The sequence below is a fragment of the Pedobacter sp. KBS0701 genome, from assembly GCF_005938645.2.
Lineage (GTDB): Bacteria > Bacteroidota > Bacteroidia > Sphingobacteriales > Sphingobacteriaceae > Pedobacter.
Genome location: NZ_CP042171.1, coordinates 254,239 through 278,621 on the forward strand (window position 1 = coordinate 254,239; position 24,383 = coordinate 278,621).

General features: G+C 40.8%; 13 protein-coding genes. 6 read left to right on the forward strand and 7 right to left on the reverse strand.

Going from position 1 to position 24,383, the window contains the following annotated elements; genetic code table 11:
• Nucleotides 1–7 precede the first annotated feature (7 nt).
• Nucleotides 8–949: a sialate O-acetylesterase gene (locus FFJ24_RS00935; RefSeq protein ID WP_246862711.1), complete on the reverse strand. Its 942-nt coding sequence runs from the start codon at nucleotides 947–949 to the stop codon at nucleotides 8–10.
• A gap of 490 nt (nucleotides 950–1,439) precedes the next feature.
• On the opposite strand from FFJ24_RS00935, the gene FFJ24_RS00940 reads away from it, so the two are divergent.
• Nucleotides 1,440–2,540, forward strand: coding sequence for a glycoside hydrolase family 43 protein (locus tag FFJ24_RS00940; RefSeq protein WP_138820379.1), 1,101 nt, complete (start codon nucleotides 1,440–1,442; stop codon nucleotides 2,538–2,540).
• Nucleotides 2,541–3,398: 858 nt separating this feature from the next.
• Here the strand turns inward: FFJ24_RS00940 and FFJ24_RS00945 are convergent.
• A complete protein-coding gene (locus FFJ24_RS00945) occupies nucleotides 3,399–5,063 on the reverse strand; it encodes a glycoside hydrolase family 43 protein (protein ID WP_138820380.1) in 1,665 nt (554 codons plus the stop codon).
• A gap of 89 nt (nucleotides 5,064–5,152) precedes the next feature.
• A complete protein-coding gene (uxuA, locus tag FFJ24_RS00950; RefSeq protein WP_138820381.1) occupies nucleotides 5,153–6,337 on the reverse strand; it encodes a mannonate dehydratase in 1,185 nt (394 codons plus the stop codon).
• A gap of 476 nt (nucleotides 6,338–6,813) precedes the next feature.
• Here uxuA and FFJ24_RS00955 point away from each other — a divergent pair, with 476 nt between their 5' ends.
• Genes FFJ24_RS00955 through FFJ24_RS00970 form a run of 4 tightly spaced genes read left to right on the forward strand, consistent with a single transcriptional unit; the run spans nucleotide 6,814 to nucleotide 14,584 of the window.
• The gene (locus FFJ24_RS00955) at nucleotides 6,814–7,689 is read left to right on the forward strand and encodes an esterase family protein (RefSeq protein ID WP_138820382.1); all 876 of its coding nucleotides are present in this window, start codon (nucleotides 6,814–6,816) and stop codon (nucleotides 7,687–7,689) included.
• A gap of 22 nt (nucleotides 7,690–7,711) precedes the next feature.
• Nucleotides 7,712–10,174 (forward strand): glycoside hydrolase N-terminal domain-containing protein, encoded by a 2,463-nt coding sequence (locus FFJ24_RS00960; protein ID WP_138820383.1) that lies wholly within the window; start codon nucleotides 7,712–7,714, stop codon nucleotides 10,172–10,174.
• The gene (locus tag FFJ24_RS00965) at nucleotides 10,175–12,616 is read left to right on the forward strand and encodes a beta-L-arabinofuranosidase domain-containing protein (RefSeq protein ID WP_210419440.1); all 2,442 of its coding nucleotides are present in this window, start codon (nucleotides 10,175–10,177) and stop codon (nucleotides 12,614–12,616) included.
• A gap of 36 nt (nucleotides 12,617–12,652) precedes the next feature.
• Nucleotides 12,653–14,584, forward strand: a complete 1,932-nt coding sequence (locus FFJ24_RS00970) for a glycoside hydrolase family 97 protein (protein ID WP_138820384.1) — start codon at nucleotides 12,653–12,655, stop codon at nucleotides 14,582–14,584.
• Between the two features lie 737 nt (nucleotides 14,585–15,321).
• On the opposite strand, the gene FFJ24_RS00975 is transcribed toward FFJ24_RS00970, so the two are convergent.
• The 4 genes from FFJ24_RS00975 to FFJ24_RS00990 all read right to left on the reverse strand — a co-directional run bounded on the left by FFJ24_RS00975 (nucleotide 15,322) and on the right by FFJ24_RS00990 (nucleotide 22,911).
• Nucleotides 15,322–17,376, reverse strand: coding sequence for an alpha-glucuronidase (locus tag FFJ24_RS00975; protein WP_138820385.1), 2,055 nt, complete (start codon nucleotides 17,374–17,376; stop codon nucleotides 15,322–15,324).
• 99 nt (nucleotides 17,377–17,475) lie between these two features.
• Complete coding sequence (locus FFJ24_RS00980) at nucleotides 17,476–18,855, reverse strand: glycoside hydrolase family 43 protein (protein ID WP_138820386.1); 1,380 nt, start codon at nucleotides 18,853–18,855, stop codon at nucleotides 17,476–17,478.
• 48 nt (nucleotides 18,856–18,903) lie between these two features.
• Nucleotides 18,904–21,531 carry a glycoside hydrolase family 3 protein gene (locus FFJ24_RS00985; RefSeq protein ID WP_138820387.1) on the reverse strand — a complete coding sequence of 876 codons (2,628 nt, stop codon included), beginning with the start codon at nucleotides 21,529–21,531 and terminating at the stop codon, nucleotides 18,904–18,906.
• A 291-nt stretch (nucleotides 21,532–21,822) separates the two neighbouring features.
• On the reverse strand, nucleotides 21,823–22,911 hold the full coding sequence (locus tag FFJ24_RS00990) for an endo-1,4-beta-xylanase (RefSeq protein ID WP_138820388.1): 1,089 nt from the start codon (nucleotides 22,909–22,911) through the stop codon (nucleotides 21,823–21,825).
• Between the two features lie 294 nt (nucleotides 22,912–23,205).
• Between FFJ24_RS00990 and FFJ24_RS00995 the strand changes: the two genes are divergently transcribed.
• Nucleotides 23,206–24,306, forward strand: coding sequence for an endo-1,4-beta-xylanase (locus FFJ24_RS00995; protein ID WP_138820389.1), 1,101 nt, complete (start codon nucleotides 23,206–23,208; stop codon nucleotides 24,304–24,306).
• Nucleotides 24,307–24,383 lie beyond the last annotated feature (77 nt).

Here is a 24,383-nt window from a genome sequence, read left to right on the forward strand (position 1 = left end):
TTTGATGTTATTTTAATAGTGAAAGCATTGTTTTAGCATAACGCTCGCCAAGCATGCGGTAGCCTTGTGCATTGAAATGTAGATTATCCGCAGCATCGGTACAGCCAGCTGATGATATGATGTATGCATTAGGAATTGTTTCTGGCAAGCTTGCAATAATTTTATTCATCGAAGCGCATATCCCTCCCTGATCTGCATTAACTACCTCGCCGGCGAGGAGGGGTGTGGATGCCGGATTTAAATTCAAATCCCTGATTAGGTTCTCATAAACTGCCTTCACTTTTTTTGGCCATTCCTGATCGCCGGTGTTGGATTCACCTTGGTGCATCAGAATACCTTTGATAACGCCGGATTGCTGGGCAACTTTGGCTAACTCCACTAAACGGCCATACGGATTTCCGTCGTATTCGTTTAAGGCTGTCTTCATCCATTCTGGCGCAGTGGCCGTATAGGTTTGATAATTATCTTTATCAAATAACTCAATTTTGCAACCTCCAACTGCTACATTGATGATACCAATTCTTACATCTTTGGGAAGTGAATCCAGAAGGGTTCTTCCGAAATAGTCCATTGGCGTTAAGCCGGTTTTGCATCGGCACAAAGGTGGTTTAGCCGTGTACCAATTCCCTTTCTTTCTGCCTAACTCCGGGCAGTCAACTGCCTGCAGAACGCTGAATCTGTTATTTACTGTTGTATCCTGAGGTTCGAAAGGAGCATTTCCTTCCATATTAGATTGACCGAAGCTCAGGAAAACATATAATTTAGGTTTCTGAGCGTATGATTTTTCGCTATTGCACAACAAGGATGCAAGCAACAAGGCAATTCCGAAGCATTTGCTGTAGGTTTTAGGTTTGGTAAATTTTAGCGCAACGTTATTCAGGTTGGTGCCTATCGTTTTCATCGAATATGCTATCGAATGTTTTAGTCCTTTTGTAATGATTTGTTTCATATTAATTTCCATCGTTTAACCTGAAGCTAAAATATTAAATGCTTCAGATTGGAACTAGCATTTTTCATCATAAAAAAAGCTCATTTGGGCAAAATTTATCGGCCAGCCTGATACCTGCGATAAACTAATTTTGGCAATTGAATAACAGATTATAAGCAGAAGCATTAAAAAAAGCGGGCGTTATACCTGTTTTATAATTTTATAATCAACATTTCTGCTATCATATTATTCAAAGTTTCTATCCTAAATTCTTCTTTTAACATAGTTTTATCTTTTGCCTCACCTATATTTTTCGAATCTGTTTATCCGAAAAATTGCGGCAAAATTTTAACCAAATAAATCTATGCTTGGAGCACTCTTCTTATGTAACTGGTGTTGTATTGCCTGTAGATGGAGGCAATTCGATAGGATTTTAAACCTATCTAAATCATGGTGCTTCCTGAATAGGATAAATTTTTCTGTAATCGTATTTAACTAAAAATGAATAATAATGAATCCAAAAATTAAAAGCCAATCTATTTTGGCCGTTGCGCTAATTGCTGCTTTAGGTAGCTCGTGTCAGGAAAGAAGCAAGAACTCAGAAAAAACTGAAGCTGCAAAAACTGAAGCAAAACACTACCTTTCTGAACCGCTGGTGAAGGAAATTTATACTGCAGACCCTTCTGCACATGTGTTTAACGGGAAAATTTACATCTATCCATCTCATGATATTGAATCGGGTATAAAGGAAAATGATAACGGTGATCATTTTGATATGAAGGATTATCGGATTCTTAGTATGGACAGTATAGGAGGTAAGGTTACTATTCATGATACCGCACTCTCTGTAAGTGACATTCCATGGGCGGGCAGGCAATTATGGGCACCGGATGCGGCCTATAAAAATGGCACCTACTATCTCTATTTTCCTGTGAAGGATAAAAATGATGTCTTCAGGATTGGAGTGGCAACATCTAAAGATCCAGCCGGACCATTCAAAGCAGCTAAAGAGCCAATTGAAGGTAGCTTTAGTATTGATCCTGCGGTTTTTACCGATACTGACGGCAGCAGCTACATGTATTTTGGTGGAATCTGGGGCGGACAGCTTCAACGCTGGAAAGACGGAAAATATGATCCGAATGGTTCTAAAACTGATTCTGAAAAAGAAAACGAACCTGCTTTGAATGCTAAAGTAGTAAAACTTAGCAAGGATATGACTGCTTTTGACGGGAAAGTAAAAGATGTTGTAATCTTAGATCAGCAAGGCAAACCGCTTCTTACCAAGGATCATGACCGTAGATTCTTTGAAGGCGCCTGGATGCACAAATATAACGGGAAGTATTATTTTACTTATTCAACAGGCGACACTCATTTTCTCGCATCTGCAATATCGGATAATCCATGGGGACCCTTTAAATATCAGGGCACTTTCATGACTCCTGTTGAGGGCTGGACTACTCATCATTCCATTGTTGAAATCAAAGGTAAGTGGTATATCTTTTATCATGATACACAACTCTCGGGAAAAACACATTTAAGAAACGTGAAAGTAACTGAACTTAATCACCTTAAAGATGGCACAATTGAATTGATAAAACCCAATAAAGATTAAGTTAGCAAGTAAGAATTAAGTTAAACCTTTCTAAAAAAGAAAGCACTGGTATTACAAAACCAGGTTTTTTTGAATTTTTATCTTCAGAGGCTGTATCATAACTTGTAATTCATTTTGAATTTGTCACGTTGAGCCTGTCGAAACGCCTTGCAAGGCATTTAAAACAGGTCCTTCGACAGGCTCAGGATGACAATTCTATGTTTATGAGACAGTCTCTAAAGATTATCAAAATGTTCATTGTATTATCAAAGGTATTTCAACAGACTATCTTAAAAGATTCCAATAAAAAAATCGTCATTGCTGAGAAACGAAGCAATCTTAATGCTCACGCTAGTAGCGATCGTTGTAAGATTGCTTCGTCGGCTGAAAAAGCCTTTTCGCAATGACGATTTATTGGGGGGATCTACAATATTAAATTCTCCTGTTTCTCCTATTAATTTTATTCCATAAATTACCTCTATCATTGATGTTATTTTACAAATAATTATTAATCAGCATTTTAACTGCTTTCGCATTTCCATCCAGCTAGGCCATAGCACGATATCCCCGTTCTACTTAAATCCGGCCTAACAAATTTTTCGGCCTGTACTGTCCAAGCCAACCTACCAGCTTCGAAAGAAAAATTTTCAGCCGGCAGTTTTTGTTTCTTTTTGATGCCAAAAAGAAAGAGCCCTTCGGCGGCGGCGAGCCGAGGCAAGACCGCGCCCTTGGACAAGAGAAGACAATTATACGTCACATATTGATTTTAAACAATAAGTTAACCCGCAGGATGACAATTAGAAAGGCCCTCCTCTCGATCCGATAACTACCGGATGGAGAGGAGGACCTTAAACTGATTATACGACTTAGTGTCGTCTGTTATTTTGAGTGATAGATTTTATCATTACCACTATAATCCAGCCACTTAAAACTAGCTGTATTATCGCTCTGCTGGCCGGAAGACGTTGCGTACAATGCGAACAGCGATCCGATAAATCCGCCTGCAGCCTGTGTGCTTAAATATTTACCGTCAACATCGTTTTTTAAAGTAAGCCAGCCTTCGTTCCCTTGTTTATATTTAAAATCGTATAAACCTCCCTTAGCTTCAATTTCCAGCTGTATCGCTGCCGATGGATTTGAAAGTGGTAATTCAGTAATCAATACCATATTTCCGGCCTTTTTATCACCTTTAAAAAGCTGAATAACTGTTTTGTTTTCTTTGATGGATTTGCACATAAAGTAAAAATTAAATTCTCCCTGGAAAATCATTAACCCTGCTTTCTCATTTTCGGATTTCGGGGTGAATTGAAGTGCTGTGCTGGCTGTACAGAATGTATGCTGCTGACGTTTTCCAAGAAATGCCGGATTGGTTTTCTCCATACAGGTTTCAGGCTTAAGTTTCATCGTGAACCCATTTTTCTTGCTTAAGCTATACCATGAACTGTCTTTTTTCCTTAAGAAAAGTAAAGATTGGTCTAGTTTGTTATCAAATGTAGTCCTGTACGAAAAGTTCCCGTTTTGTGGTGGCGCGCCTGCTTGCTTGATTTCCTTGTAATCCGCTGCATAATGATATTGAACTTCCTTAAAATCAGGATTTATTACAGGCCATCCATTTGTCCATTTAACCGGAGCAATAAATGTTTCTCTTCCGGTGTTATAAAAATTTCCTTCGTATGGACGCACGGCAAGAAAAATAGCGTAAGTTTTTCCATCAGGTCCTTCCACCAGTTCTGCGTGACCAGTTGAGGTTATCGGATTCGGACGGTTTGGATCCAGATCCCGTTGGGTTAGGATTGGATTGTTTTCATAAGGAACATAAGGGCCCGTAGCTGACCGGCTTCTAAGGATAACCTGGGAATGATTTACACTTGTTCCACCCTCAGCAGCACATATATAATACCAATCTTCGCGTTTAAAAATGTGCGGTCCCTCAATCCATACTGGTTTTTTAGAAATATCCACTCCGCCATTTACAAGCAAATGTTCTTCTCCGCTAACTTTGAGTGTTGCAGGGTCGAATTCATACGTCCGGATGGTACGGTGGCCACTGTAAAGTGGTTTATTGTCCGGGGCATCACTATTGTAAACGATATAGGCTTTATCCTTATCGAAAAATAAAGATGGATCGATTCCTTTTACTTCGCGAAGCCATACAGGGTCGCTCCATGGGCCTGCAGGATTTTTAGCAGTCATGACAAAATTTCCACCCTTGTCTATATTGGTACAAGTCATATAAAAGGTTCCCTTATAATAATTAATAGAAGGTGCGAATAAACCACGTGAGGTTCCATCTCCCAGAAAAGTCATCTGCGTATTTCGCTCAATTACATTTCCAATCTGTTTCCAGTTTTTTAAATCCTTGCTGTGAAAGACAGGGATGCCCGGAAAATAGGAAAAAGTAGAATTAACCAGGTAATAGTCAGTACCTACTTTAGTGATACTTGGATCTGGATAAAAACCTGCAAGAATTGGATTTGTAAATTTTATTTGTGCAAATGCTTGAGAGGTGAGGCATAGCAAGAATAAATAAAGGATTTTTTTCATAATTGTATATTTGGCTATTGAAGAAAATATGCTCAGGCTTTTTGTTGATTTTTTATGCTTAATATCAAACTAAGAGTTGCGGCATGTATTTAATGATGTAAGTTTTCTGTTTTTAAAGTTTCGCTGATCCCCAATTCGAGTCCCCGCAGTTCGGCAAGTCCTTTCAGTCTTCCTATAGCAGAATAGCCAGGGTAAGGGCTTTTATCCAGATCATCAAGCATTTGGTGGCCATGATCAGGGCGCATATAGATAGATCTGTCCCCGGCGCGCATAAGTTTTACGATTGCAGTAACCAAAACACTCATATCTGCATTTCCTTCCAGGTGGTTGGCCTCATAAAAATTGCCATTATCCTCCCGTTGAACGCTTCGCAGATGTAGAAAATATATTTTGTTTCCCAACCGTTCAATCATTCCCTTTAAGTCATTATCTGGCCGGGCACCAAAAGAACCACTACAAAAACAGATTCCGTTGGAGGGCGCAGGTACAGCTTTTAATATTTTATGCGCATGCTCTTCTGTACTCATAATTCTTGGCAAACCTAAAATCGGGTAGGGAGGATCATCCGGATGAATGGCCAACTGTAGCCTGCTTTGATCAGCTGTGGGGGTGATTTCCTGCAAAAAACTGATTAAATTATTGCTCAGTATCTCTGCAGAAATGTTTTTATATCCTTCCAGTAAAGTAAGTACTTGATCTTTAGTGAAATGATCTTTACTTCCCGGCAGGCCCTGCAGGCAATTACTCATTAAAGTGCGCTGTTCTTGTGAACTGAGTTTAATAAAGTAGCTTTTGGCATCTTCCAATTCCTGTGGCGTATAGTCATTGGCTGCTCCGGGTCGGTTTAATAAATAAAGGTCAAAAGCAATGAATGCAGTTTTTTCAAATCTTAAAGCAAGTGCGCCGGTGTGGGTTTTAAATTTCAAATCGGTGCGCATCCAGTCTAACACCGGCATGAAATTATAGGTAATTACTTTGATTCCGCAATTTGCCAGATTTTTCAGACTGATTTTATAATTTTCAATCCATAGCTGATAACTGCCCTGCCTCTTTTTTATATCTTCATGTACGGGCAGACTTTCGACCACTTCCCAGGTCAGTCCACTGGATTCAATAATCGCCTTACGGGCCAATATTTCTTCCTCCGGCCATATTTCTCCGACGGCGATGTGGTGTAAAGCAGTTACCACTCCTGTACAGCCTGCCTGCAGAATATGGGCTAGTGTAACAATATCATCGGGCCCGTACCAGCGCATTGTTTGGGTCATTTTCATAGCAGATGGGTATTGTTTTGAAGTATCTTTTGATCGCTTATCGTCATATTTTTAATTTGCTTTTGTAATTTGAGCGGCAATATTTTTCCACTTCTCTAATGGTGTGTTTCATATTTTGTTTTTAGGCTTGGTTCCATAATAAAATTACCTGCATCAATCTAAACTTTTTAATGCAATCGATTGCTAAAAATGCTGCATAACTTTAATTTTTTCTTAGCTTAGTGAAGTTTAAGGTCAATTATTTTTTGAAATATGCTCTGGTTAGGTTTCTTTTTAAAAAGAATCTATAACCTAAGTTCATTAAAGATTTTTAAATAAATGATGATTTGTTCCGCTCAATGGTATTTTTGAACATTTTTTGCATCAATATAATCAATGGTTCCATCATCTTGCGGTGCGATGCACTTAAGTTTGTAATGATAATTAATTCTGGCGGGTAATCAATTAATCCTGTCAATCAACTCTAACCAACTAAAATGAAACGATTAATCTCCATCCTGGCAACACTGATTTTTATTCAAACTGCAGTTTTCGCGCAAAAACAGATTCCTGCGGCTCCTGCAGGTTTCGATCTTAGTCAGGCAGAAATCCCCCACGGAAAAATAGATACGATACAATATGCGTCAAAAACGGTCGGAACAACCAGAAAAGCCACCATTTATTTTCCGCCAGGTTATCTGAAAACTAAAAAATACCCTGTTTTATATCTGCTGCATGGCATTGGTGGGGATGAAAAGGAATGGCTGAATGGTGGGAAACCTCAGGTCATCTTCGACAACCTCTATGCTTCGGGCAAGCTTGAACCCATGTTGGTTGTGATGCCAAACGGCAGGGCGATGAAAGATGACCGTGCCACGGGAAATATTATGGCTCCGGAAAAAGTTGCTGCCTTTGCAAATTTTGAAAAGGACTTGCTTCTTGATCTGATTCCATACGTGGAAAAAAATTATCATGTTTTTAAAGACCGGGAGCATCGCGCCCTTGCCGGACTGTCTATGGGTGGGGGACAGTCCTTGAATTTTGGATTGGGTAATCTGGATACATTTGCCTGGGTTGGTGGCTTTTCTTCTGCTCCAAATACCAAGGTGCCTGCAGAATTGTTACCAGATCCGGCAAAAGCTAAAGCTACGCTTAAATTGCTTTGGATTTCTTGCGGTGATAATGATAGATTGCTTAACTTCTCTCAGCGTACCCACGAGTATCTCGCAGATAAAAATGTGCCACATATTTATTATATCGAACCAGGTGTGCATGATTTTAAAGTATGGAAGAATGATCTGTACCTGTTTAGTCAGCTGTTGTTTAAACCCGTTGATCAGGCTTCCTTCCAAAATTATAGTCTCAACCCTTAACACCTGATTATTATTCTTCTCCATGAAAAATTTTGCGATACTGCTGCTATTAATCCATGTTGTTTTCTCAGGTGTTGCCCGGCAAAAACCAAAATTAAAATTATGGTATAATAGCCCGTCTGGACAAATTTGGGAGAATGCATTACCTGTTGGTAATGGGCGGCTTGGTGCAATGGTTTATGGAAATGTTGTTAATGAAATTATTCAGTTAAATGAGCATAGCCTATGGAGCGGTAGCCCTAACAGGAATGATAATCCTTTAGCATTAGATTCTCTGGCCCGCATTAGGACGCTTATTTTTCAGGGTAAACAAAAGCAGGCAGAATTGCTCTCCAATAAAGTTATTATCAGCAAAAAGTCTCAGGGGCAGATTTTTCAACCCGTTGCAGATTTACACCTGGATTTTGTCGGCCATGAAGCCTATACAAACTTTTATCGCGAGTTAGACATCAGTAATGCGGTAACCACCACCAGTTATAAGGTAAAAGACGTGGTTTATACCAGGCGTGTTCTGGCCTCACTGGCCGATGGTGTGATTGCCATAGAGCTTCGCTCAAGTAAGCCAGGTGCGTTAAGTTTTACATCTTCATTATCTTCCCTGCATCCTGGTGCGAAAATCAACACGCAAGTGCCAGGGCAAATTGAAATTACCGGAACCTCAAGCGCACATGAAGGCGTACCGGGCCTTGTCCGTTTCAATGGGATCGCTGCATTTAAAAACGTTGGTGGTAAAATTTCCAGCACGGAGGGTACAATTGTTGTCGAAAATGCCGACGCGGTAACTATCTATTTATCTATTGCCACAAACTTTATCAGTTACAAAGATATTAGTGGGAACGAAAAGTTAAAGGCCAGGGAAATGTTAAACCGTGCATTTCCGAAAAAATTTGAGGCAATTTTAAAAGCTCATCAATTACAATATCACAAATATTTTAATCGGGTAGATTTATCCCTGGGCGCTGCGAATTTTGAAAATGTCCCTACTGATGTCAGACTTAAGAATTTCAATTCCGTTAACGACCCGCAGTTTGCAGCCCTGTATTTTCAATATGGACGCTACCTGCTCATTTCAAGCTCTCAGCCTGGTGGTCAGCCTGCTAACCTGCAGGGGATCTGGAATAATAAATTATATCCTGCCTGGGACAGCAAATACACCATCAATATTAACGCGGAAATGAATTACTGGCCTGCGGAGAAAACAAATCTGGCCGAATTGCATGAGCCTTTTTTGAAAATGGTTCAGGAAATGGGAGAAACCGGAAAGCAGACAGCCCACGATATGTATGGTGCCAGGGGATGGATGGCGCATCATAATACCGACATCTGGAGAACTACCGGCGCTGTTGATGGTGCGTTCTGGGGAGCATGGAGCCATGGCGGAGGTTGGGCCAGTCAGCATCTGTGGGAGCATTATCTTTACAGCGGAGATCAGGCATTTCTTAAATTAGCCTATCCAACCTTAAAAGGAGCGGCAATGTTTTATGTTGATTTCCTGGTTAAAGACCCTAAAAGAGGCTATCTGGTCATTAATCCCGATATGTCTCCTGAAAATGCTCCTGCAGCACATCAGGGCTCCTCGCTTGATGCAGGTACCACAATGAGTAATCAAATCGTTTATGATGTTTTTAGCACTGTCATCCGTGCGGGAGAAATTCTCGGTGAAGATAAAGCGTTTGCAGATACTCTGAAAAAGATGCGCAGCCAGCTCCCGCCAATGCAAATTGGGCAATATGGCCAGTTGCAGGAATGGATTGATGATATTGACGATCCAAAAGATAACCATCGGCATGTATCTCATTTATATGGTTTATTCCCATCTGCTCAAATATCGCCGTACCAAACACCTGAATTATATTTGGCAGCCAAAAAGACACTAATCCAGCGTGGCGATGTTTCTACAGGTTGGAGTATGGGATGGAAAGTGAACTGGTGGGCAAGACTATTGGATGGAAATCATGCCTACAAACTTATTCAGAACCAGTTAACGCCGGTGGGTGGAAACCGGGGGGGTGGCGGCACTTACAATAATCTTTTTGATGCGCATCCGCCTTTTCAGATTGATGGCAATTTCGGATGCACTTCTGGTATCGCAGAGATGCTTATGCAATCAGATAATGGCGCCATTCAACTTTTGCCTGCACTTCCTGATGTCTGGAAATCAAATGGACATGTTAGTGGTTTACGGGCAAAGGGAGGATTTGAGATTGTTAAACTGGAATGGGTAAATGGCATGATCACTAAACTGGTGATTAAATCGAACCTGGGCGGAAATTTACGGATCAGAGTGCCTAATGAATTAAATTTATCGAAACTTGAAGCCAGAAATGCAAATGGTGAGAATCAAAATACTTTTTTCTTCATAACAAAAACGCCAAAACCAATAGTGTCCAAACTGGCACCTGGCGGATCTGTTGATTTGCCTGAAACTCAATTATATGATATTAAAACAGATGTAGGAAAAGTCTACACCCTGTATAAAAAATAAATGATGATGACACAATTTATGATTCGTAAACCAAAACTGAGCGCCGTAACGAGAAAGCATATTTTTTATCTTTTGGGTTTTATGATCAGCTGGACTGCCAATGCAAACGGCCAGGATAGATTATATGCCAATGAATTCCCACTTCAGTCAGTTCGGCTTTTAGATGGACCCTTTAAACATGCCCAGGACCTGAATTTAAAAACACTGCTCGAATATGATGTCGACAGATTGTTGGCGCCTTACCTGAAGCAGGCTGGTCTGAAACCTAAAAAAAGTTCCTATGAAAACTGGGATGGTTTGGATGGCCATGTAGGAGGTCATTACCTTTCTGCACTTTCAACAACATATGCTGCAACAGGAGATGGGGAGTGTAAAAAAAGATTGGATTATATAATTAAAGAGCTCAAAGCTTGTCAGCTTGCAAATGCCGTAAATCATCCCGGTTGGGCGATTGGATATGTTGGAGGCGTGCCTAACAGTGCTGAAATCTGGTCAACTTTCAAAACAGGTGATTTTAAAGCATTCGGTAAAGCCTGGGTTCCCTGGTATAACGTTCATAAAATGTTTGCAGGCCTGCGCGACGCCTGGCTGTATTCAGCTAATGAGGATGCTAAAAAAATGTTTATTGGTTTCTGTGACTGGAGTATTGAGATCACGTCTAAATTATCTGACAAGCAAATGCAAAGCATGCTGGGTACCGAACAAGGTGGGATGAATGAGGTTCTTGCAGATGCTTACCAGATTACCGGAAATAAAAAGTATTTGAATGCTGCTATGCGTTTTTCTCATCATCAGTTACTTGATCCAATGTCACACAGGGAAGATAACCTGAACAATAAACACGCAAATACCCAGGTGCCCAAAGCGATCGGTTTTCAGCGTATAGGCGAATTAAGTCATGCGGATAATTACAGGCAGGCCGGTCTCTTTTTTTGGGAAACCGTTTCCCATAATCGCACACTTGCTTTAGGAGGAAACAGCAGGAGAGAGTTTTTTCCAAGCCCGGCTTCTGCGTCTGATTTCATCAATGATGTAGAAGGGCCGGAAAGCTGTAATACCTACAATATGCTAAAGCTTTCTGAAGGACTTTTCCGTGATCAGCCGTTTGGAAAATACATGGACTTTTATGAAAAAGCTTTGTTTAACCACATTTTGTCTGCCCAACATCCTGTTCACGGTGGCTATGTTTATTTTACGCCCGCCCGCCCAAGGCACTATCGGGTATATTCTGCGCCAAATAAAGCCATGTGGTGTTGTGTAGGGAGTGGAATGGAAAATTATGGTAAGCTTGGGCAGGTAATTTATACCCACAGTAAAGATTCGCTTTTTTTAAACTTGTTTATAGCCTCGCAGCTTGACTGGCAGAAAAAAGGTATTAAAATTGTACAAAAAACTAATTTTCCTGATGCTGAAAAAACCAGAATCGAGATTGAAAAGGGGAATGCAGACTTTACCCTTATGGTAAGATATCCGGTATGGGTAAAACCAGGTGAGCTAAAAATACGCGTTAATAATAAAGAAGTAAAAAGCGATGCAGATGCCTCATCTTATGTTGGAATAAAAAGAAGCTGGAAGAAAGGAGATGTTGTGGAAATCGAACTGCCTATGCATACCAGCCTGGAGCAATTGCCAAACCTTCCGATTTATAGCGCAATCCTTCACGGGCCGATATTGCTTGCTGCGAAAACCGATACACAGGATTTGAAAGGTCTTGTAGCGGATCAGAGTAGATGGGGGCATATTGCCAGTGGCGAAAAACTGCCCGTTGATCAGGCACCTATATTGATCGCAAACGGCGCTGAACAGGTTATCTCCAGTGTAGTACCTGAAAAAGGCAAGCCAATGGAATTCAGCTTTGCAAACCTCAAAATCATTAATTCCGCTAAATTAGCGCTTGAGCCCTTTTATAAAATCCACGATTCCAGGTATATGATGTATTGGATGACCCTGAACGAGGACCAATACAAGAATTATTTAGATTCCCTGCAAACTTTGGAAAAACGAAAACTTTTACTTGAAAAAAGAACGGTTGATTTTGTGGCACCAGGTGAACAACAACCAGAGGTCGATCACCAGTTGCTTCAAAGCACTTCCCAAACCGGAACTTTTTCTGACCAGTTCTGGCGTTCAGCCAATAATGGTGGATATTTTAGCTATCTCCTTGAAACTACAGGGGAAACCGATCTTAAAATTTCGCTTAAGTATTGGGGCGCCGAATGGGGAAAGAAAGTTTTTGATATTTACATTGACGATAAAAAACTGCTGACCGTAGATAATTCAGAAAAATGGAATACTTCTGAATTCAAGACTGAGGAATATGCAATACCTCGCGAGTTGCTTTCGGGAAAGAAAAATATCAGGCTTCGGATTCAGACTTCGCAGGGAAATACATCGAGTGCAATTTATTATATACGCCTGCTTAAGAGTGTTGATAATAAATAACGAACTCTAAATAGAACATTTAATCAAAATTAAAACATGAAAATATTAATTGGGCTCATCGGCCTGGTTATGTGCTGCAAAGCCGGCATAGCACAAACCGAAAATTATAAATTGCTTAGCCCCAACAAAAACCTGGAGCTGGTGTGTAGCCCGAAAAAATTAAATTACACTATTTCATATAAGGGCAAGCTGGTGCTTGCTGATTCAAAGCTGGGCCTCGTGCGTGAGGATGAGGATTTCTCTAAAGGACTTGTATTAACCAAAGTATCTAAGCCCACCACGGTGAGCCAAAATTATACGATGGTGAATGCAAAGAAAAGTTCCATCATTTATAAAGCCACCCAGACAACTTTTGAATTTAAAACCCTTAAAGGGAGCCGGATGAACATTATTTTCAATATTTCTGATGACGGGATAGCATTCAGGTACGAGTTTCCTGAAAAGAATAAAGACTTAAAACGAATAACAAAAGAGTCGACCAGTTTCCGTTTTTTAGATGGAACCAGGGCCTGGATGCAACCTAAAGCCGATGCACAAACGGGGTTTGAACACACTAATCCATCTTATGAGGCTCATTATAATATGGATATACCGGTGGGAACGCCATCAAGCAGTTCAAATGGCTGGGTGTATCCGGCTTTATTTAAATCAGGTCAGTTTTGGATGCTCCTTACCGAAGCAGATCTGGGACGGGGCTACTGCGGAACCTCGCTTGCCCAAAAATCGGTTAATAATGAGTATTTGGTTAACTTCCCTCAGCCAGCCGAAGGTATTCCTGATGCTGCTATACTTCCTGAATCGGTTTTGCCCTGGAAAACGCCATGGAGAATTATGGCCATTGGTGATTTAAAGACAATTTCGGAATCTACCCTGGGAACTGATCTTGCCCAGCCAGCTATAGCAATGGATAAAGCATTTATTCAGCCTGGAAAGGCCGCATGGAGTTGGGTGCTGGAAAAAGATGCCGCAACGATCTATCCCGTGCAGAAAAAATATGTTGATTATGCGGCCAGCATGAACTGGCAATACAGTTTAATCGATGCTAACTGGGATAAAACCATTGGGTATGATTCTATTGCTGTGCTTGCCAAATATGCAAAAGAAAAGCATGTTGGCCTGCTCCTTTGGTACAATTCTGCCGGAAACTGGAATACCGTAAAATTTACGCCCAGAGATCAACTGTTAACTCATCAAAGCAGGGTTCAGGAATTTGCCCGTTTAAAAGAAATGGGGATAAAAGGCGTAAAAATAGATTTTTTTGCGGGAGATGGACAGTCGATGATAAATTATTATCGGGATATTTTGGAAGACGCCGCCAGTTATCAATTACTGGTCAATTTTCACGGCGCCACCCTGCCAAGGGGACTACAGAGGACCTATCCTAATTTGATGACCACCGAAGCAGTATTTGGATACGAAATGATTTCCTTCAGCCAGGATGCAGCAAATAAAGCCCCTTCTCATGCTGTGATGAGTGCGATGGTGCGTAATGTATTCGATCCGATGGATTTTACGCCAATGGTGTTGTATAAAATCCCAGGGATAAAAAGGATAACTACGCCGGCTTTTGAACTGGCTACCTCCGTTATTTTTCTCTCAGGTATACAGCATTTTGCAGAAACACCTTCCGGTATGTCTCATGTTCCTGATTTTGTTAAAACCTTCCTTATGGAATTGCCAACCAACTGGGATGATACCCGGTTTATTGACGGTTACCCAGGACAATTTTATATCGTAGCCAGAAGAAGCGGCAAAAAATGGTATGTCTCTGGTATTAATGGCGAAAATAAACAAAGAGACTTATCGCTTAATTTAGCCTTCCTGGCAAATAAAAAAGCGAAGTTGATTTTTTCAGAAGGATCTGCTGAAGTTAATTTAAAATCTAAGGAAATAACAGTGGGCTCTGATGGGAAATTGGGTTTAAGCTTAAAAGGGAATGATGGTTTTACACTGGTTTTTGAAGATTAATTAGCGACTGGAAACTTATTGTCGTCCTATGGAGATTGCTTCGTTTATTATAATATCATTCCTGTAAATAATTGATTATCAGTGCTCTTTAAGGCCTCATTCATATTTTTTTAGGAATAAGGCCTGATGGTTACTCGCAAAGACGATGCAGTGGAGAAAAGATTAAGCACCAAGACACAAAGAGCAACAAAATATTAGGCGCAATGCCTTATATGCTCTTACATTTCTTATATGGTGAAAAACTATAATAAAAGTAAGACCCTGAAACAAGTTCAGGGTGACGGACCGAAAGAATAATCGTCCTGGCGAGAAGGCTTTTTCAGCCGACAGCCTGTCCCGATTTTCGGAAAAGCAATCTTTATCGTAAAGATCGCTGGCATAAAAGATTGCTTCATCGTTCCTCCTCGCAATGACGACTTTTCTATTTGAATCTGTTAATGGGAGGTTAGAATTTTTCAAATACGTCGGAGGGGTGATGACAGATATACAAGGGTCGTCATCTCAACCGGAGCATCGCGAAGTGGAGAGATCTATCAAAACAGATTTTGCTTCGCAGAGCCTTCGGGTTCTCGACTGCGTTACCGATGTAAAATCGGTACAAGGTAGCACTCCGCTCGAAATGACGGTAATACGAGAGAATTTTTACTTGTAGATTAATTACTGTCATTTATATTGATTTATACCATAAATTATCCTTCAGGATTATATGCTTTATTATGATACAGACGCTATATTCTCTAATTGTAATCCTTGCTTTTAGTTAATTCTTTCAGCGATTGAAGATCATGGACCGGGCGCTCAATTTCAAATGGGATTTCCCTTTTACTAAACTGCTGAAAATATAACAGACAAGCATCTTTCCAAATTTGAGCATCTCTACATTGCGTTCGGAGTTTAGATTGTACCGCTGAGAAACGTTCGCTGTCTATTGCGCCTTCCATTCTATCCCAGTCTTTTTGAAAGGACCTTACCTTATTAACACCCCGGTCATAACGCATACAGAGTTCAGTCCACAAATCATTTCCACTTTTTAATCGGTAAGACCATGGCACGTGATGAAACCAGAGCAGATATATTTCCGGGCAGCTGGAGAGGTTATTGAAGGTTGAACTCAATGGCTCATGATATTGGTCAACCGCATCACTTCCGTTGCGGGTTCTGTCAAAACCTATCCCCCCGGCGTCTGCCTTATGGTAATAAACAGATGTCCAGTCTGCACGGATTTTATCATTAGAAAACCATGGCGCAGGGCCATAATGATGGCCTTCAGCAAAAATATGGTGTAAACCTAGTGGCATCATATAATCAACGGCTGCATCTCTGCTCTCCATCATCATCCCCTGAACAGTTTTAACAAATTTAGCATCGGTTTTTTTTTCTTTTGAATCAAGAAAGGTCTGTTTAATCCATTCTGCAGCAATTACTTTACTTTCAAGTTTATTATTCCATGCAAGCCTCCCAAATGCGTACCAGTTGGCTTGCGCAAAGGTGTGTCCGGTCCAGTTTACATCATTACCGATGTTAGCCACTCCTGCAATGGCAGTAAAATCAGTTTTGCTTAATGAGCCATCGGTACAGGCGGCAACGGTGCTGCCCTTCCCATTCTTATAAGTGTCACTATTTAAACACTCTTCCCATAAGGTAGAGAGGAAAACAAGTTGCTTTGAGCCACCCAGGTACTCCTGGGTAATTTGAAATTCAGGCATAACGGGCGTTTTTGTCATTCCTCCAAGTAAGGGACTGAAAGGTTCTCTCGGCTGAAAATCAAGCGGACCATTTTTTACCTGTAAAATTACATTTTTCCTGAAAGTTCCATCTAGCGGTAAAAATTCTTTATAAGCTTGTTTGGTTCTGTCCTCGGGTGATGGATTGTAAACAAAAGCGCGCCACATCACGATTCCATCGAAAGGAGCCAAGGCATCGGCCAGCATATTTGCACCATCAACATGGGTTCTGCCATAATCCTGTGGTCCGGGTTGTCCTTCACTGTTTGCCTTTACCAGAAATCCTCCGAAGTCAGGGATGAGTTTATAAATTTCTTTCACTTTATCCTTCCACCATTGCTGAACCTGCGGATCTAATGGATCGGCTTTTTTTAATCCTCCAATAAGTACAGGCGAAGAAAAATTGACTGATAAATAAGTTTTTATACCGTAAGGGCGTAAACGCTCAGCGATCGCCATTACTTTCTCCAAATAAGGTTTAGATAGAATTTTGGCAGATGCATTGACATTATTTAACACCGAACCATTGATGCCGATAGACGCATTTGCTCTTGCATAGGCTGTCCATTTCGCTTTATCCTGCTCCGTAATACCCAGTCCATTTTCTTTTTCTCCCCAGAATATTGAATGACCAGCATAACCTCTTTCAACGCTGCCATCCAGGTTATCCCAATGATTGAGGATTCTTCTGGAGTAGGATGGGTTTGAAATAAAATTGCGCTGCGGGAGGTTTAGGTATTGTCGCCTCAGTAATTCGTAGGCACCGTATAATAAACCCAGTTCTGTACGGGCATTGATTGCTGATTCTTCCAGTTGGAATCCATCGCCCTTGATAGCCGGATTTTTGCTTAGGTTAAGTTTCAAAACCATATTCTCCTTGCCAAGCCAGCCTTTTCTGAGTTCATCTGTTGCAAGGTCTACAATAGAAGAGTGGACCGGGCTGGAAATACTAACTTTGATTCCAGAACCATTTCTAAGCCATAGTGCGTGGCCATCTTCAGCTTTTAATATTGTTGCTTGTGTTAGCATCAGCAATGCAACAATAATTATCCTTTTAATATATGCCATTTTTCTTTCTATATTTGCTTTAAAGTATTTGATCCAATGTTCCGGGTTGTTCCCTCCAAGCCTTCATGTGATCATATCAGGCTTAAAATGCCTGGATGTTTAACGCTGCTGAAAACGCCACCAGTCTACATCAATTGCAGTAGAGGTGTCACCGCCGGATACCAAAAGATACAAATCTTGTTTACCTTGGATAAGTTCGGCTTTTCCAGAGCGTAGTTGTAAGCTGGTTGACTTATTGCCGGAAGAAACCAGTTTTGCAATTTGTTTTCCATCTAAACTGCCTACGCGAACTTCCAGGCTCGTACCGGGCAAGAGACCACTCACCATGGCGCTAAAATCTTTTGGACCTTTTTTTCCAAAGTCTACACCTTGAATTTTGATCCAGTTGTTATTTTTCATGGCCGAAATCTGCATCCCACCATCATCTGTATTTTTGGTCATAACCCCGTTTTGATCCTGCATGGTTTCCGCCTCGTTTCGTTGATAAGGATTTACTACGCCAATTTGTGTTACGCCGTTTTCGGTATAAATCACCTGGGCGATTGTACCGTCAGCATTATAATTCAATTCTTCTATGGCCAGGTTTCGTTTATAAACCGGAGGAATACCTTTTTTAATAGCGACAACTCTGTTATGATAGGCATGGTACCACTTTCCTTTAAATTCAAATATGCCATGGTGATTATTGTTGTTGTTATTGGGTGGTTGTGCGCCTATAACGCCTTTGTAAACAAATCCAGTGGTTGGACTTTTACTCATCATATAATCGATCCTCATTTCTGCTTTCGGATTTGAGGAATAGGAGAAATAATAGTTTCCATTTCGTTTATGCATCCATGAAGCTTCAAAAAAGGAAGGTACATGAAAAGAAGTTGCCTGGCCGTTTACGCTGATCATATCTTCATTAAGTTTAATTACCCGCATATTATCTTCACCATTCCCCCCAAAATATAAATAGGCCTGTCCGTCATCATCTAAAAAGGTCATGGGATCGAATAACCACATATTTTTTGCAGGTTGTACGCCAGGGGTTTCATTGTCAATTAACTTTTTGCCCAATGGATCTTTGAATGGACCAATTGGAGAGGAGGATGTAGCTACACCAATCCCAGATCCGCCATTACCAAAATAAAGATAAATTTTACCATTTCTGGCGATAACTGAGGGCGCCCAGGTTCTGTTGGCCCAGGTTGCGTCTCTTGGCGCCTCAAACACCACACCATGATCCGTCCAGTTTTTCATATCACTGCTTGAAATACAAACAATCGATTTCATTTTATATCCACTATCCTTATCATCTGAATTGTCATCATCGTTGGATGCATATAAATAAACTCTTCCGTTGTAGACCAGTGTAGCCGGATCTGCCAGGTGCCGGTGGCTGGCAATATGATCATCGGCAAAGGAATTTTTTGCCAACGTGAATAACAAACAAAACAGGAGTGCGAGTTTAAAGTATTTTTGGTTTAATTCTTTCATTATAGTTGTTTTAAAGTGTTGTCAATTATTTTATCGCGGCAATTAGGTTTAGTTTACCCGGATAACTTTTTTCATAATATTTCCGCTTTTTGGAGAAAGCTCATCGGGCTGACTACCGCCAACAGCTAATGTAATACTGCCTTTGTAAAATTGTCTTGAGCCATCCTGACCGATGTAAGACAGGTCATTAGCTTTTAAGCTGAATTTAACCAGTTTACTTTCTCCCGGTTCAAGGCTAATGCGTTTGAATCCTTTCAGGGCCTTTGCCGCTGATTTGATGGATTTTTGGTTGTTAAGTTGATACAACTGAACCACTTCATCACTTCTAAACGTTCCTTTATTGCTCACCCTGACCGATACTTCTGTGCCTTTGCCTGCTTTTAATGCCGCAGGAGCAACAAATTTTTCATATAAAAAAGAAGAATAGCTAAGCCCGTAACCAAATCCATAAAGCGGTTTGCCTTTAAAATACCGGTAAGTCCTGTTTTTCATGCTATAATCACTAAAATCCCCAAGGTCCTTATCACTTGCATAAAAGGTTACAGGCAATCTTCCCGAAGGACTGTAGTCTCCAAAAAGAATATCCGCTACTGCTTCACCAGTAGCCTGTCCGCCATACCATGCATTCAGAATAGCCGGAATGTTTTCGGCTTCCCATGGTATCGCAATAGCGCTACCGGTCATCATGACAAAAACAACTGGCTTACCACTATCTTTCAGGGATTTCATTAATGTGGTCTGAACCGCAGGGAGCATAATTGAAGTCCTGTCCCCACCGCTGAATCCCGGATAATCGACCCTCATTTCCTCGCCTTCCAGCTGCGGAGAAATCCCACCGACAAATACGAAGGCGTCAGCATCTGCATGGGTTTTAACAAGCGCTTTAAAATCAGTTCTCACATAGGAGCCCGCCCTTAAACGGACGTTTGCACTTCCCTCGCCCTGCCAGTATTCTATAACCAGATTGTAAACCGAATCTTTTGATGTTTCTAATTTATAGGTTTTAGCGCCCCAACGGTTTCTCGACCATGCGTCAATTACATTTTTGCCGTTAATGATAAAACGGTACCCATCATCAGCATTCAATTCGAAGGTGATGGAGCCAGTGGTTGTGGGCTTGAATGTGGTGCTGTATCTGGCAGAAAAATTATTAGCGATTAATTTATCGGCAATTTTTTCGCCTTCCTGCCAGCTGTTTTCAAGTCTGGGCTCTGTCCTGGTTAACACCGGGCTCCCTTCCAGTGAAATGTTGCTAAAATATTCTGACTTAAACCCCTGAGCACCGTCAATTTTGTATTCGCTGTTTAAATCCAGGTAACTTAACAGCGTATCATTGGTGAAAGAAACAGCCTGTTGGTAAACAACTTCGGTCTGCTGACCAACTTTATCCCTAATGCCTTGTAAAACAGTGGTGATCTTGGAAGGAATGCCATTATAGTTTCCCAGTACAGAAATTGAGTTATCTGCATTAGGACCCAATACAACGATTTTTTTGAGATTCTTTTTTAAAGGCAGCGTATGTGATTCATTTCTGAGTAATACCATCGATTCTCGTGCCATTTTAAGTGCATGTGCCTTATGCTCGCTATTTTCCAGCACACTACTCGGGGTATTGGCATATTTAACCATCGAGGATGGATCGAACATACCCAGTCTGAAACGGATCATGAACAATCTTTTCACCGAAACATCGATGTCTTTTTCTTTAATTATTCCTGTCTTCACCGCTGTAATCAAAGCCTTATAGGCCTCTGTACCACAGTCCAGGTCAGTTCCGTGAAAAACTGCATCCGCGGCAGCCGATGCCGCATTTGGATGTGTTTTATGGTTTTTGTAAAAGTCATCTATGGCCCAGCAGTCGGAGGTTACATAGCCCTTAAAGTTCCATTTCCTGCGCAGAATGTCAGTCATTAAAAGATCATTTGCGCAACAAGGCTGGCCTTGAAAAGCGTTATATGCACACATTACACCCGCAACTTTAGATTGTGTAACCAGCTTTTCAAATGCCGGTAAATAGGTATCCCAGAGATCAAAATCGCTTACCGTAGTATTAAACACGTGTCGAAGTGGTTCCGGACCGCTATGTACCGCATAATGCTTCGCACAAGCGGCAGCCTTAAGGTACTTTGGGTCATCACCCTGCAAACCCCTTACAAAAGCATCTCCCAGGGTACCTGTCAGATAAGGGTCTTCACCGTAGGTTTCCTGACCTCTTCCCCAGCGTGGATCCCGAAAGATATTGATGTTTGGCGTCCAGTAGGTTAAGCCCAGATAGCGTTCATTTGTTCTTCCCTGCGCTAGTGCCTTATTGTAAATAGCCCTTCCTTCTAAAGCCGAATAATCTGCCATTTTATAAAGCGCAGAAGGATCGAAGGTTGCAGCCATGGCAATTGCCTGAGGATAAACGGTCACTTTAAAAGGTGTTCTCGCCACTCCGTGTAACGTTTCATTCCACCAATCGTAGGCAGGAATCTTAAAGCGCGGAATCGCCGGTGCAGCATTAAGCATTTGCATCACCTTTTCTTCCAGGCTAAGCCTTGAAACCAAATCATCTACTCTTTTTTCAAATGGAAGTTTGTAGTCTTGAAAAGGATACTCCTGAGCCTTAACCAAGCTGCATAAATTGCATAAAAGGATAGCAAGAAATAATTTTTTAAAGTAGTTGTGTTTTCTCATAATTTGGCTTCTAAAAATTCATTGATAAGAATTTTCTTTATATCTGTTCGCTTTACAGATAAGGAAGATTTCAATGATTTGGATAGATTTATTTGGTTAATATTATTGTGAATAGACTGGGGGCCTGTTTAAAATTAAATAAAATTTATTTCGTATGTCAGTCTGAGCGTAGTAGAAGACCATTTCGACGCATAAATAAAGGCGCTAAAAGCTTTTTAACGGGTTCGATGCTAATTTTAAAACGAGGTTTTAGTGAATACTTATTCTGTGAATGTAAGGTAAATGTATTCATTAGAATTTTATCACCTCAAAAAATGCTTTTTTAGGCATTAGATTTTTATCAAATAACAGGGGGTAGTTCTTAGGTCCGCGATTGTCCAGCCAGCTGTACCGATCTGATAAATTCCAGAAAGTGACCCCCGTAATGTTGGCTTTGTATTTGCGCAACACTTCAAAAATCATTTTATACTGGCTAAGTTGCTTTTCTTCCATTTCCGGAGTGAATGGTTCAACCTCGCTGCTTGCGTTGCCCTTGATTAACCGTCCGCCCTGGTTACCACTATAAACCGATACATCAAGCTCGGTGATTTGAACTTTAAGTCCAAGCGACGAAAATAGTGCAATGGATTTTTCAAGTTCAGAACGACTTGGATTATTTACAGACCAGTGTCCCTGGAGGCCAACGCCATGTATTGGCACACCCTTAGCCAGCAGGCCTTTAAGCATCCTGTAAATTTTATCCCGTTTTAATGGTTGTTCGGTATTGTAATCGTTGTAAAAAAGTTGTGCCTTCGGATCTGCCTGGTGGGCATACCTGAAAGACATTTCTACAAAATCTTCACCTGCGATCTGGTATAGCGGTGACTTTCTGAAGTAAGCGGAATCATCTGCAATGACTTCATTTACTACGTCCCAGGCGTAAATATCTTTCTTATACCGGTTTACTACTGTATTGATATGCTCCTGGAGCCTTTTTAATAAAATTTCCTTCGAAACCATATTTCCATCTTCGCCTTTAAATAACCAGTTTGGTGTTTGCTTGTGCCACACCAGGCAATGGCCACGTAACTTTAAACCATTAATCCTGGCGAAAGCGGCCACAGAATCTGCAATTTTCCAGTTATAGGTATTTTCCATGGGATGAATAGGACCCATTTTCATTGCATTTTCAGATGTGATGCTGTTGAACTGGTTGAGAATCAAATTCCGTTTATCTCCACTAAGATCCCATGGCGTAACGGCTACACCTATAGGAAAATATTTTCGGTAGTGGTCTTTCAATCCTTTGGCATTAGTTTCCTGGCTTTTATAGGCGCTAAAAACTATTCCGCTAATAAGAAGTAACACGGCCAGGCGGGGGATGATATTCGGTTTTCTCATATTTGATCAGGCAAGACTATAAGGTTGCAAAATCGTATGTTTTTTATGCTGATCAGGCTTCTTATCGTCAATTTTATGAAACAAATGTCATGTAATGGATTTATGACAAACCTTTGCAAGGCTTTGTTGGCCATTTATGCAGATGTTCTTTGTCGCTATGTTGCTTTTTTGAACATCTGTAGTTATTGTTTTAACAAATATGACAGCTGGTCTATATACTTAGGTCTAAATTTACCCGGTTTTTTTCTGCAACGTTGCAGGGACGAAATCGATTTGCCATTCAACCAAATATAAATGCATACAACTAAATTTCATATTGCCATCTTTACTACTGCTGTTTTAGCAGCTTTTTCCAGTTGTGGAAGTTACAACAAGGCTAAGAGAAATAACCCCGGCTTGAAAGATTATTATCAGTCTTACTTCAATATTGGAGTTGCGGTTTCGGCCCAAACCATAAAAGGAGAGCAGGGGGCGCTGCTTTTAAAAGAATTTAACAGTGTAACGCCCGAGAACGCGATGAAAATGCAACCCATTCATCCTCGCGAGGATGTTTATAATTGGGCCGAGGCCGATGCACTGGTTAATTTTGCGCTTAGTAACCGGCTCAAAATAAGGGGACATACTTTGTGCTGGCATGAGCAGGCGCCAGCCTGGATTTTTAAGAATAGTTCAGGAGGACGGGTTGATAAAGCATTGTTGCTTAAACGGCTTAAAGACCATATCACAAACGTTGTGGGAAGGTACAAGGGACGGGTGTACGCCTGGGATGTGGTTAATGAAGTTATTGGTGATGAAGATGATCAATATTTGAGACCTTCATTATGGACAGAGATCTGTGGGGATGAGTTTATAGCCAAGGCGTTCGAATATGCACATGAGGCTGATCCTGATGCATTGCTTTTTTATAATGACTATAACTCGGAACGACCTGCAAAAAGAGCAAAAATCTATAAAATGCTAAAAAAACTGGTTGATAATAAGGTGCCTATTGATGGGGTAGGCTTACAGGGGCATTGGTCTATTTTTGAGCCTAGCGACACCGAGTTAAGGGAATCTTTAAAATTATATGCTTCTCTTGGCTTGCAAATTCAGATTACAGAACTGGATATGTCTATCTATAAATGGGAGAAAAATTTAAGAGCAAAGAAACCCGGTGAGTCCGACAGCCTGACAGCAGCGCTTGAAAAAAAGCAAAGTGATAGGTACGCAAAGGTTTTTTCTATTTTCAGGGAATTTAAAAAGGAGATCAGCAGTGTAACTTTCTGGAATCTTTCAGATCGCTCTACATGGCTTGATCAATATCCGGTACCCGGAAGGAAAAACTATCCACTGCTCTTTGATAAAAATCTGCAAAGAAAAAAAGCTTACCGGGGTGTCGTTAATTTTAGTAAATAATCGGTTTTATCTAAAAAATGAAGAAAATACGCCGTTCAAGCAGTTAGGTTGCACTGAACTAGATTAGTTTTTTTATC